12 protein-coding genes are annotated in these 13,545 nt (G+C 44.4%); 2 read left to right on the top strand and 10 right to left on the bottom strand.

All coding sequences use genetic code 11. From position 1 onward, the window contains the following. Positions 1–29 precede the first annotated feature (29 nt). The 5 genes from JMX95_RS06740 to JMX95_RS06720 form a co-directional block, all read right to left on the bottom strand. The gene (locus tag JMX95_RS06740; protein ID WP_201560387.1) at positions 30–311 is read right to left on the bottom strand and encodes a hypothetical protein; all 282 of its coding nucleotides are present in this window, start codon (positions 309–311) and stop codon (positions 30–32) included. A 41-nt stretch (positions 312–352) separates the two neighbouring features. Then, positions 353–970 (bottom strand): hypothetical protein, encoded by a 618-nt coding sequence (locus JMX95_RS06735; protein WP_201560386.1) that lies wholly within the window; start codon positions 968–970, stop codon positions 353–355. Between the two features lie 157 nt (positions 971–1,127). Beyond that, complete coding sequence (locus JMX95_RS06730) at positions 1,128–1,877, bottom strand: PhnD/SsuA/transferrin family substrate-binding protein (RefSeq protein WP_193216818.1); 750 nt, start codon at positions 1,875–1,877, stop codon at positions 1,128–1,130. A 3-nt stretch (positions 1,878–1,880) separates the two neighbouring features. Further along, positions 1,881–2,375, bottom strand: coding sequence for a PAS domain-containing protein (locus JMX95_RS06725; protein ID WP_193008635.1), 495 nt, complete (start codon positions 2,373–2,375; stop codon positions 1,881–1,883). A gap of 305 nt (positions 2,376–2,680) precedes the next feature. Beyond that, complete coding sequence (locus tag JMX95_RS06720; RefSeq protein WP_193008636.1) at positions 2,681–3,043, bottom strand: roadblock/LC7 domain-containing protein; 363 nt, start codon at positions 3,041–3,043, stop codon at positions 2,681–2,683. Between the two features lie 636 nt (positions 3,044–3,679). On the opposite strand from JMX95_RS06720, the gene gdhA reads away from it, so the two are divergent. Further along, positions 3,680–5,026: an NADP-specific glutamate dehydrogenase gene (gdhA, locus tag JMX95_RS06715; protein ID WP_055124628.1), complete on the top strand. Its 1,347-nt coding sequence runs from the start codon at positions 3,680–3,682 to the stop codon at positions 5,024–5,026. A gap of 195 nt (positions 5,027–5,221) precedes the next feature. Then, entirely contained in the window at positions 5,222–5,806 is a 585-nt protein-coding gene (locus JMX95_RS06710; RefSeq protein ID WP_055124627.1) for a PepSY domain-containing protein, read from the top strand. 164 nt (positions 5,807–5,970) lie between these two features. Here the strand turns inward: JMX95_RS06710 and hutI are convergent, their stop codons facing one another. From hutI to hutU, 5 genes are all read right to left on the bottom strand, one after another. Then, positions 5,971–7,299 (bottom strand): imidazolonepropionase, encoded by a 1,329-nt coding sequence (gene hutI / locus JMX95_RS06705; RefSeq protein WP_193008637.1) that lies wholly within the window; start codon positions 7,297–7,299, stop codon positions 5,971–5,973. A 77-nt stretch (positions 7,300–7,376) separates the two neighbouring features. Beyond that, positions 7,377–8,405: a formimidoylglutamase gene (gene hutG, locus JMX95_RS06700; RefSeq protein WP_193008638.1), complete on the bottom strand. Its 1,029-nt coding sequence runs from the start codon at positions 8,403–8,405 to the stop codon at positions 7,377–7,379. 33 nt (positions 8,406–8,438) lie between these two features. Next, positions 8,439–10,001, bottom strand: a complete 1,563-nt coding sequence (gene hutH / locus JMX95_RS06695) for a histidine ammonia-lyase (RefSeq protein WP_193008639.1) — start codon at positions 9,999–10,001, stop codon at positions 8,439–8,441. A gap of 119 nt (positions 10,002–10,120) precedes the next feature. Continuing rightward, complete coding sequence (locus tag JMX95_RS06690; RefSeq protein ID WP_193008640.1) at positions 10,121–11,482, bottom strand: YjiH family protein; 1,362 nt, start codon at positions 11,480–11,482, stop codon at positions 10,121–10,123. A 70-nt stretch (positions 11,483–11,552) separates the two neighbouring features. Beyond that, positions 11,553–13,271, bottom strand: a complete 1,719-nt coding sequence (hutU, locus tag JMX95_RS06685; RefSeq protein ID WP_193008641.1) for a urocanate hydratase — start codon at positions 13,269–13,271, stop codon at positions 11,553–11,555. Positions 13,272–13,545 lie beyond the last annotated feature (274 nt).

Here is a 13,545-nt window from a genome sequence, read left to right as displayed (position 1 = left end):
AGTGCACAATGCTATTATAGCTGTTAAGGCTATGTTATTAGGCGTCTTGTGCATAAATTAGGGGTTATAATATTCCTGGGTGCGGGTAACAACAAAGACAGCTTTTCAATCCAGCCGTGTTCTATAAAGCTCTGTAGCCATTCGTCAGAATAACGTTCAAGCCAATCAGCAGCGAGCAACGTCTCCCCATAGGACATTAAGTCTTGTAATGACAGCTGTTCATCAGTGGGCTCACTTTGTGAAAATGCCTCAAAAATACCGGCTGGAGTGAGGGTTAGATACGTTTTATCAGCATTTAAGTAAGAGGACATAGCGGCTACCATTGTGATGAAAGGGTTAAATCGGCGATAAATTAGGTCTTGATGGTCTGATCAAGATGCTGTTGACAGTTGTTCCAGCGCTCATCGAACTGCCAGTCGCTTTTACCCAAGCGAAACCATACTAACGAGAAGGCAAGTCGATCATTGCGAGCGATACAGTGAGCAAAGAATTCGTTTTCGATCTGCTCAATCGTGCCCCAATTCTTATCTTCACGCGCCTGCATAAGCTCAGCGGTGATGTCTTTGGATATTTCTTTGGCGTCATCGCTACTGATAAGCAATCGCTGTTTTTGCTCATTGAGAGACGGCGATATCAGGACACTCCAGCGAGTCGCCAGCATACTATTGCGTTGAATATATCGCTTCTTACTAATACAATCGCGAAACCCTTGCTGGACATGAGGGTACAAGCGATCTTTAATACGCGTAAACAGGTTGTTTACATCGTAAGGAATGTCATACCAACAGCCATAAAAAAAGTCTGCGACGGCACCTTGCAGCGGCTCTTTTTCGGTTAAAAGTAATGCGGCATTGATACGTTGTTCATGAAAATGACGGTTATTGGGTGCCAAAAACACTTTACGCGAATATAAACGAAATACTCGGCGCGCCTCCATCTCATTTTCTTTGATAAGGTCTAAATCAGACATAATAGTGTCCTTTAAGTCATAGTGTCTATTATATGGCTAACAGCTTATGGCTAATATCGTATGGTCAAAATGATATAGCCACTATTGAGCGACAATAGGCTATGACTTCACTAAGCGAAACGGTGCAACGTGCCAATTAATAATTAATAATTAATAATTAATCAAGTAAAGTTTGCATCAAATCTATCATAAATTCAGCATCTTCTTCGTCCATGGCTTCAAACCCTTGAGGCATGCCAAGTTCAGCCAATGCTTCTCTACCATCGTCATCATTATGCAAGTTCAGGATCGCATTCATGAATATTTCTGTATCAGGAAAGCCATCTTTAATCAGTAATACATGGCTAATATCTGCCAAATCACTTTCGATTAGCACTGACAGCTGAGTTTTGGTCAAGCGTGAAAAGCTATGAAAAATCTCTGCCAAGAAGAAAGCTGCTTGAGCATCACCTTTGATGACTTTACGGGCAGCTGCCTGATAAGTTTCAGTGATATCCCAGTTGAGATCAGACTCTTCTATATCTACAGCTTCTAATAAGCGTAAACCAATCAGCTTAACATCACGGTTGTCTGCCATTGCTACGGTCGCACCCGCTTTAATGTCTTCTAAGCGCTTGATATCACTGTTTGCCGCAGCAGCAATGACCATCTCATCCGATTTGCCGATAGGGCGTGCAACAGCGCGATAGCCTTGTTCACGGATCAAAGTAGCTGCATCAAATGGGTTGGCATAGATAACTTGAATGTCACCTGCCTCAATGATTTTCTCTTGTTCAGCATGTGAGGTAGGTATATTCAGATGCATATTTAGGTTGGCACGTTTTTGAATCAAAATATTAAACATGTGCCAGCCTGCAAAACGCTCAGGAGAAAAATCAGGGGCGATTAACATATTGTGTGTCGTCATGATTTAGCCTTCCTCATTTTGATTCATTTGGGCATACTGAGCCATAGCAGCTTCGATTTTGCTACGTGATGGCTTACGGCGTACCGAGGTATAACCCACTGTTTCGCCGCGACGAATGTTTGGCACAACGGTCGCATAGACCCAGTAGTGACTACCATCTTTGCATAAATTCTTAACGTAGCCATGCCATTTTTGCCCAGCCGCTGCGGTATTCCACAAATCTTTATAAGCGGCTTTTGGCATATCAGGGTGGCGCAAAATAGATTGTGGCTGACCAATAAGCTCATCAACGCTGTAGCCACTGATTTCGACAAAAGCATCGTTGACGTGAGTCAGCACACCATCCAAATCGGTGCGAGATACAATCAGCTTGCCATCAGGATAAGGGCGTTCAATACCAGTATCATAGACAGTCCGCGATGTACCATCATAATAAGTCAGAGTAATCTGCTCAGCGGGCATATCAGGCTTATGTGCATCAGGGATTGGAGAACCCATCGTAATCTCCTTTATTTATCGTTATATTTATAATGATTAAAAAGCCAATCTGGTGTGGTAGTTGTCGATAACATCATGTTGCCTTTCAGCTCAGTCGTCGTCCCAATATTTATCAGGCTATTATTCCATACAAATAATGTGTGCCATCTTAAATATTTTTTATGAGACAGTCACCTCATTTTGATTTAAAGTCATATTTATCAGTCGTGCTATGTGCTATATGACATTAAATAATAAAAAATGTGTTATCGACAAAAATCCAAATTTACCAAAATGTGTTATCGACAAAAATCCAAATTTACCAATTAGATAAGTTTTGCAAGGGCTTCTGAGGCACGCTTGATATCTAAGAATATCAAACCAAGTTTTGCATTCGGTTTTGCCATAATAGTAAGTACCGCTTCATCTCCAGATGAGGTCATAATCACGTAGCCTTTTTCACCTTGAATCATAATACGATCGATACTACCACGTGCCAACTCATGACCTGCGCGGTCACCCAATGACAATAAAGCCGCTGACATAGCGCCAACACGGTCTTCATCAACGCCCGTTGGTAGTGCTGAGGCAATCATCAGACCATCGTTAGAAATAAGGGCAGATGCTTCAACATCGGCTGATGAGCTGTTTAGGTCTTCCAAAATTTGCTGGAATAAATCTGTACGCATATCGCTTTCTCTATGACGGGTTATTCAATTGATAAAATAACAGTTAGTAATGGTGGAGAATAAATGTTGACTAAGTCAGCTATTATAAACCCTTGCTGTCAATATTGATATACATCAGCTCAAGCAAAAAGCCATGTTTTTGGTTTTTTTATACCGTTTGGTGCTGATTATTGACCTTTCGTCTTTACTTAACGGTTATCAATACACAAATTTCCATTAATATTTGATTTATTTACCGATTAGGAAAACGAAGACTTTTTAGTAATACAGGACTATTTTTAGCACAATCAATGAGATCTGTAAGCTCATCAGTCGGCGCCTCAAGGTGCTATGCAAAGGCGCACGCTAGACTGTGCCAATAAAAATCGCTTATAACTTTTCATGATGGTGATATTTACTAGACTTATACGTCCCAAAAATGATATATATTATGGGATAAAAAATGTTCTTGTCTCTGAATGTGGCATCTAGGCATAAATTCAGTCAGCTTTTTTAATCCCATTTGTCTCTACACAAGCCAGCGTGTCGAGGCAATTTCAGTTTTACACCAGTGTCTACAATCCTCTCGTTTGTTGTCATACGACGTGACATCGGTGTAAGTACGCACGATCACCATTTTTACCCTAAGGAAAAGATATGAGTATCAGTCAGGCCATCGAAAAAGTCGAAGCGCGTTACGCCCATCAACCTGAATTCGTTCAAGCGGTAAAAGAAGTTGCAATTACGATTGCGCCGTTATACGACGCCCACCCAGAATATGATACTTTTAAAATATTTGAGCGCCTCGTTGAGCCTGACCGCGTTATTGCTTTTCGTATTAACTGGGAAAATGATCAAGGTGAAGTTCAGGTTAACCGCGGCTGGCGTGTCCAGTTCAGCAATGCCTTAGGTCCTTATAAAGGTGGCGTGAGATTTCATCCGACTGTCAACCAATCTGTGTTGAAGTTCTTAGGCTTTGAGCAAATATTCAAAAACGCTTTGACTGGATTGCCAATGGGCGGCGGTAAAGGTGGCTCTGATTTTGATCCCAAAGGCAAAACAGACAGTGAAATCCGCCGTTTTTGCTATGCCTTTATGCGTGAACTACATCACTATGTGAATAAAGACATCGATGTGCCCGCTGGTGACATTGGCGTGGGTGGGCGTGAAGTCAGCTATATGTTTGCTATGTATAAGAATTTAACGCACGAATACGGCGGCGTTTTGACCGGTAAAGGCGTTGGCTTCGGTGGCAGTTTGATGCGTACTGAGGCGACAGGTTATGGCGCGGTGTATTTCTTAGAAAACATGCTTACGGCGCAAAATGACGATATTAAAGGTAAGAGAGTATTGGTTTCAGGTGCTGGTAACGTCTCATTACATGCTGCTGAAAAAGCCCATATGCTGGGCGGCATCGTCGTCACTGTGTCAGACTCACAAGGGACTTTGTATGATGAAGCGGGTCTGAATCAAGAAAAAATTGATTGGCTCAAGGCACAAAAAGCAAAAAGCAAACCGTTGGCTGAGTACGTCGATGTTTATGGTGGAGAGTGGTTTGCGAAGCAAAAGCCGTGGCAATTTAAAGGTGACATCGCGATTCCATCAGCGACGCAAAACGAAGTCAATGAAGAAGATGCCAAGCTCATGGTTGAAAATGGCATCACATACGTTGTCGAAGGTGCCAACATGCCATTGACTGCTGAAGCCATCGACTATATTCGTTTGCACCGGGTGCATTATGCCCCAGGTAAAGCCGCCAACGCGGGCGGTGTAGCAGTCTCTGCGCTTGAGATGTCACAAAACTCAGTCCGTCAGTATAAGAGCTTTGAGCAAATCGACTTGCGCCTCAAAAATATCATGAGAAATATCCATGACTGCGCAGCTGATGCCTCAGAACAGTATGGTCAAACGGATAATGGCTATATCAACTATATGGCTGGTGCAAATATCGTTGGCTTTAAACGAGTTGCTGATGCATTGGTCGCTTACGGTATTTTAAACTAAGCACTTTTATCATAGCCACCTACTAACGAATAACGCGTCTGTTTTAACGATAGGCGCGTTTTTTATGAATTAAACCTACCGTGAACAGTCAAAGTGGTTTTTATGAAGTGATACGATTGACCTATTGATAATATGTGTTTTTTAAAAGATAATAATTTTAGAACACTCAATAAGATTAATTTTGTGGAGACCGTTATGAGCAAGATTTTCAAGCCATTTTCGCTAACGACTTTGGGTACTCGTGCTGCAGTAGTAGTGGGTGCAGCTATGTTAACTACGACAATCTATGCATCTACGCAGCAACCGCTAGCAAGTGAGGTCCAAGCCGCCAAAGCCAGTAGAATAAGCTTACAACAAGCAATAAATATTGCGGCGAAAAAGTCATCTGGTCTATTGATGAGTGCCAGCTTTGATCACGATGATGATAAAGCGCAAGGCGGTGTGTATGAGATGGAATTTGTAACCAGTAGCCGAAACTATGAAATCAAAGTTGACGCCATGAATGGTAGAGTGATCAGTACGGATGTGGAACGATTAGACAGTGACGATCTGGTAGATTATAAGGCACTTAAACAAGCGAAGATTGATGTTAAACAGGCAATGAAAATTGCTGAAAAACAATCGGGCGGCCGTGTTATCGAGATTGAGTTTAAAAACGACCGAGATTATAGTGATCATGCGTCCTATTATGAAGCTGATATCCTCAAAGGTAATAGTATCGTTTGGCTAAATGTTGATGCCAATACTGGCAGCGTATTCAACAATAAGTTTAAGAAATAGCTAAGTAAGTTAGACAGATAGATATGATAGGTATCGCCAATAGTCGTTTTTCTTGCTACTCAGTTTTTTGAAAATGGGGTAGCAAGGCTGTGCATTTATTTTTAAAAAAGCCCCAATCATTCAATGACTGGGGCTTTTTTAATGTGAGTAGTTAGATGAGTTCGCTATACCGTCTCACGCCACTTGCCTTGAACCATAATGCCGTTAATAGGGTTTAGTCCCATCTGATAAGCCAAATCCGCAGGTCGGGCGATATCCCATAAGACCAAATCTGCATCACAGCCAACCTCTATTTTACCTTTATTAGACAGTCCCAGCGCTTGTGCTGCATAAACGGTTGAGCCTGCCAGTACTTCTTCAGTCGTTAAGTAAAATAGCGTACAGCCCATGTTCATCGCAAGCAATAATGAGGTAAGTGGTGAAGTGCCAGGATTACAATCAGTTGAAACTGCCATAGGTACTTGGTGTCTGCGTAATGCCTCAATGGGTGGCAACTTGGTATCCCGCAGGGTATAAAATGCACCGGGCAATAGAACTGCAACCGTATCACTGGCCGCCATTTTTTTGATGTCGTCTTCTGATAAATGCTCTAAATGGTCGCTTGATAATCCTTTATATTCGGCAACTAAGGCACTGCCACCTATGTCAGATAATTGCTCAGAGTGCAGCTTAACTGGTAGGCCTAACACACGTGCTACTTCAAAAACGCGTCTGATTTGCTCAGTGCTAAAGGCGATGTTTTCACAAAAGCCATCGACTGCATCGACCAAACCCTCGCTATGCAAGATTGGTAGCCACTCGCACACTTGCTCGATATAGTCATCCGAGCGGTCCTGCATGTGAGACTTGTATTCAGGGGGTAGGGCATGCGCCGCTAGATAAGTGGTGCTCACATGGATATTATATTTTTCACCAAGCTGGCGAGCAACCGTGAGCATTTTGCGTTCCGTGTCTAAATCTAGGCCGTAGCCCGATTTGATTTCGATACTGGTGACACCCTCTTTCATCAGTGCAAGCAACCGTTTTTCACTTTGTGCAAATAGCGATTCGATACTGGCAGCGCGGGTAGCAGTGACAGTTGAGACGATACCGCCACCTTGTGCCGCAATGTCTTGATAACTAGCGCCAGTCAAACGTGCCTCAAACTCGTTACTGCGATTGCCACCATAGACGATGTGAGTGTGACAGTCGATGAGCCCGGGAGTTATCCATTTACCATCTACGTCTGTGATTTGATGATGTTGATAGTTAGGCAGATGAGCAGTGATTTGATTGTGCCCACCAATCCAAGCAATGCTGCTATTTTTAATACCGATAGCAGCATTGTTTAATTGACCATATGGGATGCTATTTGTGCAAATACCAAAACCATACTGCGCCGAAAAAGTCGCAAGATTGGCATTGATAATGATGTGGTCAAACGATGTTAGGATGTCTTTATCATCTGTAGTATTGATAGATTTTTCGAGTATCTGTGCGCTAGAGTGGTTCATAATAAGCTCCTGCTTAATACTGATAGTCAGGTGAATATATAAAATTCATCTTCAAAGTTTTATTCATAAGTCTTTATTTATAGAGTCAGTAAATGATGCTCTATAATAGTCGCTAATAGTCTTGCCGCGACCTTGCAGCTGCGCCCATCAATATCAAAGGTGGGATTAATCTCGGCAATGTCGGCCATTTTTACTTTGCCTGATGCCATGATGGTTTTGACCATGCGTTCAACGAAACCCAGCTCAATACCAAAGGCTGCAGGTGCGCTCACACCCGGCACGACACTAGATGGCAAGCAGTCCATATCAATGGTCAGATAAACCACATCAACTTGATTGATGAAGTTTATAACCTGATCGGCAAGTATCTGCCAAGGCTGATAATGGCAGTCTTCATCACTGATGATATGCACGTCCAATTGCTCAGCACGATCAAACAGCGCCGCCGTGTTAGAGAACCGACTGACGCCAATACAGCAATAATGAAAGGGCTGACCATGTGCATCAAGGTGCTCGGCAATTTGGCGAAACGGTGTACCAGAAGTTGCCACATCAGATTGACGAATATCAAGATGGGCGTCAAAATTAATGATGCCGATGGTAGGTGTGGCATTTGCTTCGCTTGTATTTTCTAATGCCTGCCATAGTCCCAAAAAACTACCATAGGCGATGGCATGACCACCACCAAGACCAATGGGCAAGCCGCCTTGTTTGACGATAGCGCTCACTTTATCCGCATATTTGAGCTGAGCTTGCTCAAGAGTGTGCGCAGCAAAGTCATCATCGTCGTGACAATAGATATCGCCTGCATCACCCAACAATGTCGCCAGTTGATTATCATAGCATGTTTGCAATGGCGCAATGACCGGCAGTGTCGCAAACGCTCGGCGAATCAGCGGCGGGGCAGCTCGTGCACCCACGCGGCCTTGATTGCGCCTAACCCCTTGATCACATGCAAAGCCGATTAGCCCAATATTTTGATCCTCGTAAGGCTTTGCGAGCTGATACCAGTAGCGGGCACGTGCCGTCTCAAATGGCTCTGCACGGCCGGTCCACAGCATCATGTCAGCCGCTGTGTGACTCACGGTTATGCTAATTTTCGTCATGGCCATTACTCATTCCCTTCTATTATCTAACGCTTATTTAGACTCGTACCAGTTGCTACGTAATGACTGCCAGTGCTCAGCAAGCGTACCGTCTAATACCAATTGCTTGGCCGCTTCGATATCAGGCGCTAGGTAGCGGTCTTTATCATAGAAAGTCACTTTCTCGCGCAGTTTCTGATGCGCCACAGTCAACGGCTCTGATGTCTCTAATCCGCGATGAAAATCAATCCCTTGACCGGCAGACAGTAGCTCAATACCGATGATAGTGGCAGTATTCTGTGCCATCTCATATAGGCGTCTTGCGCAATAGGTCGCCATAGACACATGATCTTCTTGGTTGGCTGAGGTTGGGATACTGTCAACGCTCCCCGGATGAGCGATAGATTTATTCTCCGATGCCAGTGCGGCTGCGGTCACATGGGCGATCATAAAGCCTGAGTTTACCCCAGCATTGTCGACCAAGAACGGCGGCAGACCACCTGACAGCGTCGCATCGATTAGCAAAGCAACACGGCGCTCAGACATAGAACCAATCTCGGCGATTGCCAACGCTAAGATGTCAGCGGCAAAAGCGACTGGCTCAGCATGGAAGTTACCACCTGATATGGCAACCGGGCCATCTTCATTATTAAAAATAAGTGGGTTGTCTGTCACCGCATTGGATTCGATTAGTAGCGTTTTTCCTGCTTGGTTAATGATATCAAGACAGGCACCCATGACTTGTGGCTGACAACGCAGGCAGTAAGGGTCTTGTACTCGGTCATCCTGCTCACCATCATGCGAGGCGCGAATCGCACTGCCTTTAATGAGTTGACGGTGTGCTTTGGCGATTTCAATTTGACCATGATGCCCACGTACTTCGTGAATACGCGCATCAAATGGTGAGTCCGATCCTTTGGCCGCATCAATTGACAGGGAGCCAACGATAGTCGCTGTCTCCAGCAAGTCACGCGCTAAGAAATAACCCCGTAATGCTAATGCGGTTGAGACTTGCGTGCCGTTGATAAGTGCGAGACCTTCTTTGGCTGCTAGGATAATTGGCTCAAGTCCATGCTGGGCTAGTGCTTCTGCTGCAGGCACTTTTTCGCCAGCGACAAACACGTCACCTTCACCCATCATTGCAAGCGTCATGTGTGATAAAGGCGCTAAATCACCAGAGGCACCAACAGAGCCTTTTGCCGGAATGTTTGGCGTGATTTGATTATTGATTAAGGCAAGTAAGCTGTCCACTACCTCGCGGCGTACGCCTGATACACCTTGTGCTAGGCTGGCCACTTTCATCACCATAATCAGTCGTACCACGCTGGCAGGAAGTGCTTCACCAGTGCCTACTGAGTGAGAAACAATTAGGTTACGCTGAAGTAGCTCAAGCTGATCATCACTGATACGGGTCTTTGCTAACAGGCCAAAACCAGTATTGATTCCATAAGCGCTTTTGTCTCGAGCAATAATCGTACGCACATCTTCGTGTGAGGCATCGATAGCTTTATAAGCACTCTCAGGTAATGTCAATATGACAGGTTGCTCATAGATATCACGTAGCATCTTAAAGCTAAGCTGGCGAGGGTGTAGCGTTAATTTTTTGATATCGTTCATAGGGTGATCCTAGTATTGTAAGACATATGGGTTATATTATTTTTGATTCATGTCTTTGTTGAAATGACGTTTTTTAAATGTTTTTAGTTAACATAATACTTGTTATTAAATTTGTTTTTTTAGCCAATCCAGTTGAAGTACATGGCTAGATGTCCGAATGCCGCAGCCAATAAAATACTGAGTACCACACGCTCAAACCAGATAATGACCATTTTGCCGACAGATAATGGTATTTCAGTGGCAAGCACACAAGGAATCATGGCAGAGAAAAACAACACGCTGCTAATAGAGATGACCCCTGCAACATAGCGAGTCAGTATATCAGCCTCACTGAGGAGCAGTGCTGGCAAGAACATTTCAGCCAATCCCGCTGACATACCTTTGGCGGCAACCAAAGGCTCTGGTAAGCCGCTAAGCCATGTGAATGGATAAAGAAGCAAGCCTAAAGCATCGAATACAGGCGTATACTTTGCTAATATCAATCCTGTCAAGCCAACCGCAATGATAGAAGGCACAATCGCCGCTGCCATCGTCAGCCCATCGCGAAAGTTAGACCATAAGATTTGTTTTAGGTCAGTGGCACGGCGTGAAGTGGACAAACCCAAATCAAATGCTGCCGCCAGACGTGTACCACGTTTATGGTCTAAAGCGGGACGTTCAACGCTATCATCAACAAGGCTAATGGGTGGAATACGAGCAGTAATCGCAGTGACGATAAAGGTAATCACTAGCGTAGACCAAAAGAACAGATTCCAAAACTCCATCAGACCAAGCGTTTTGGCAACAATCACCATAAATGCCGCTGATACGGTCGAAAATCCAGTCGCAATGATAATGGCTTCGCGCGCTGAATATTGCTTTTGCAAGTAGACACGATTAGTAATGAGCAGCCCGATAGAGTAGCTACCAACAAAGGATGCGACCGCATCAATCGCTGATGAACCTGGGGTTTTCCAGATAGGTTTCATGATCGGCTGCATGAGCACACCGACCATCTCGAGCAAACCAAAACCCACCAAAAATGCTAAAATTAATGCCCCAAGCGGTACAATCATACCGACTGGTAATGCCAGTTTTTCAAACAAAAACGGCAGCATGTCGGCTTCCATCATAAAGGCAGGCGCTACGTCAGCAACATACATCACTGCCAGTATCAGACCAATGATTTTAAAAGCAGTCATAATCATGTAGGTGATGTTTTTACGCCATGAGCCGTCTATAAATGGCTTGCTTACCCCAAAGATCATCAATAAAAATAATAACGTCACAGACAATGTATGCTGCTGATTGACCAGATAAGTTGCCCCATGATCGAACAAAATCGTGCTTTTCTCACCAATAGTAAATGGCACAAAAAACATGACCAAACCGATAGCACTAAAGACTATCAACTGCAGTAACGCTATAGATTTAGACAGTAGTGCTTCAGTTGGTGTCGCTGCTGCATCCTTGAGATTTAGTGTCGTATTTTGCTCAATCATATTATCCTCCTTGATAAAATGTCGATGATATCCTTATGTCAAGTAATCACTTATAAGGATAAAGGGTATGCTACTTAACCATCGGCAGATTTAGACCATAGTCTTTAGCTGTTTTGATCGCTAGCTCATAACCTGCATCCGCATGACGCATAACGCCTGAACCGCAATCGTTGACCAGCACTCGTGCCAAGCGTTTGGCTGCAGCATCAGTACCGTCTGCGACGATGACCATGCCTGAGTGCTGCGAGTAGCCCATGCCCACGCCGCCGCCATGATGCAGCGATACCCAAGTTGCGCCGCCTGCGACATTGAGCATACCATTCAATAATGCCCAATCAGATACCGCATCTGAACCATCTTTCATGCTTTCTGTTTCACGATTAGGGCTAGCCACTGAGCCTGTGTCTAAGTGATCACGGCCAATAACGATAGGGCCTTTTAGCTCGCCGTTTTTGACCATCTCATTGAATGCGAGCCCTGCTTTGTCACGTTCACCCAATCCTAACCAGCAGATACGGGCAGGCAAACCCTGAAACTGAATGCGCTCTTTTGCCATATCTAACCAGCGATGGATATGTTGGTTTTCAGGGAACAGCTCTTTAATTTTTTGATCGGTTTTGTAGATGTCTTCTGGATCGCCTGATAATGCTACCCAGCGAAATGGGCCTTTACCTTGGCAAAACAGCGGACGAATATATGCAGGGACAAAACCTGGGAAATTAAAGGCATCTTTAACGCCTTCATCAAAAGCCACCTGACGGATATTATTACCATAATCGGTCGTTGGAATGTCCATTGCCTGCAAGTCTAGCATCGCCTGTACGTGTACGGCACAAGACTGAGCGGCAGCTTTGGTTAATGCTGCATGTTGCTCTGAATCTTCTTGGGCAGCTTTCCATGCTTCCACTGTCCAGCCACTTGGTAGATAGCCATTGATCAAGTCATGCGCTGAGGTTTGATCAGTGACCAAATCAGGCTTCATACCGCCAGCATTGGCGCGCTTGACCATCTCTGGCAATATATCTGCGGCATTACCAAGTAGGGCGATAGAGACCGCTTCACCTGCGTCGGTATGCTGTTTGATGAGCTCATAAGCATGGTCTAAGTCATCGGCTTGCTTATCGACATAACCAGTACGCAAGCGGAAATCGATACTAGATTGCTGACACTCGATGTTCAGTGAGGTTGCACCTGCAAAAGTCGCGGCTAATGGCTGCGCACCGCCCATGCCGCCAAGACCCGCGGTCAAAATCCAACGTCCCGCCCAGCTACCGTCATAATGCTGACGACCTGCTTCTACAAAGGTCTCATATGTACCTTGCACGATGCCTTGCGTGCCAATATAGATCCAGCTACCAGCTGTCATTTGACCATACATCATCAAGTCTTTGCGATCGAGCTCGTTAAAGTGCTCCCACGTCGCCCAGCGCGGCACAAGGTTAGAGTTTGCAATCAATACACGCGGGGCATTTTCGTGCGTTTGAAACACGCCAACTGGTTTGCCAGATTGCACCAATAAGGTTTCATCGTCTTCCAATTCTTTCAATGACGCTAGGATTTGATCGTAGCTTTCCCAATTGCGGGCGGCGCGTCCGATACCACCGTAGACGACTAGGCTTTTAGGGTTTTCGGCCACATCAGGATGCAAATTGTTTTGCAGCATACGATAAGGGGCTTCGGTCAGCCAGCTTTTGCAATGTAATGTGCTGCCAGTGGGCGCTGCGATTTCGCGGCTCTCATCACGGCGAGTCAGCTTAGTCTCTTTATTGGTTCCATGGTCAGTAGTCATTATCATATCCTTGTGATATCTGTTAAGACGATAAAGTAATCAAAGTAAGTGTTTTACAGTCAGTCTATAAATTCAGCGAAATATCGATTAGATGACGCAGATTTTTTAGCACTGTCGTAAAGTTGTATATACAAATTATCAAAGATACTTTTTTCATGCAAGCAGTTTTTGTTAAATGACTCAATTATTTTTGTGAGGGTTTTGGTAGATAGATAAATGTCACAGTGTTTTGCCAAGGTTCATGACGTTATCTCGTGATATTATGGCGCTAATC

The sequence above is a fragment of the Psychrobacter sp. NC44 genome, from assembly GCF_904846655.1.
GTDB lineage: Bacteria > Pseudomonadota > Gammaproteobacteria > Pseudomonadales > Moraxellaceae > Psychrobacter.
Note: the sequence above shows the minus strand (reverse complement) of the source record. Positions and strands in the feature narration are given on the sequence as shown.

Excerpts from the sequence above, each read along its gene's own strand:
- JMX95_RS06710 (WP_055124627.1), top strand. The coding sequence starts at position 5,222 with ATGAGCAAGATTTTCAAGCCATTTTCGCTAACGACTTTGGGTACTCGT.
- hutI (WP_193008637.1), bottom strand. The coding sequence starts at position 7,299 with ATGAACCACTCTAGCGCACAGATACTCGAAAAATCTATCAATACTACA.
- JMX95_RS06720 (WP_193008636.1), bottom strand. The coding sequence starts at position 3,043 with ATGCGTACAGATTTATTCCAGCAAATTTTGGAAGACCTAAACAGCTCA.
- JMX95_RS06725 (WP_193008635.1), bottom strand. The coding sequence starts at position 2,375 with ATGGGTTCTCCAATCCCTGATGCACATAAGCCTGATATGCCCGCTGAG.
- hutG (WP_193008638.1), bottom strand. The coding sequence starts at position 8,405 with ATGACGAAAATTAGCATAACCGTGAGTCACACAGCGGCTGACATGATG.
- JMX95_RS06735 (WP_201560386.1), bottom strand. The coding sequence starts at position 970 with ATGTCTGATTTAGACCTTATCAAAGAAAATGAGATGGAGGCGCGCCGA.
- JMX95_RS06690 (WP_193008640.1), bottom strand. The coding sequence starts at position 11,482 with ATGATTGAGCAAAATACGACACTAAATCTCAAGGATGCAGCAGCGACA.
- hutH (WP_193008639.1), bottom strand. The coding sequence starts at position 10,001 with ATGAACGATATCAAAAAATTAACGCTACACCCTCGCCAGCTTAGCTTT.
- JMX95_RS06740 (WP_201560387.1), bottom strand. The coding sequence starts at position 311 with ATGTCCTCTTACTTAAATGCTGATAAAACGTATCTAACCCTCACTCCA.
- hutU (WP_193008641.1), bottom strand. The coding sequence starts at position 13,271 with ATGACTACTGACCATGGAACCAATAAAGAGACTAAGCTGACTCGCCGT.
- gdhA (WP_055124628.1), top strand. The coding sequence starts at position 3,680 with ATGAGTATCAGTCAGGCCATCGAAAAAGTCGAAGCGCGTTACGCCCAT.
- JMX95_RS06730 (WP_193216818.1), bottom strand. The coding sequence starts at position 1,877 with ATGACGACACACAATATGTTAATCGCCCCTGATTTTTCTCCTGAGCGT.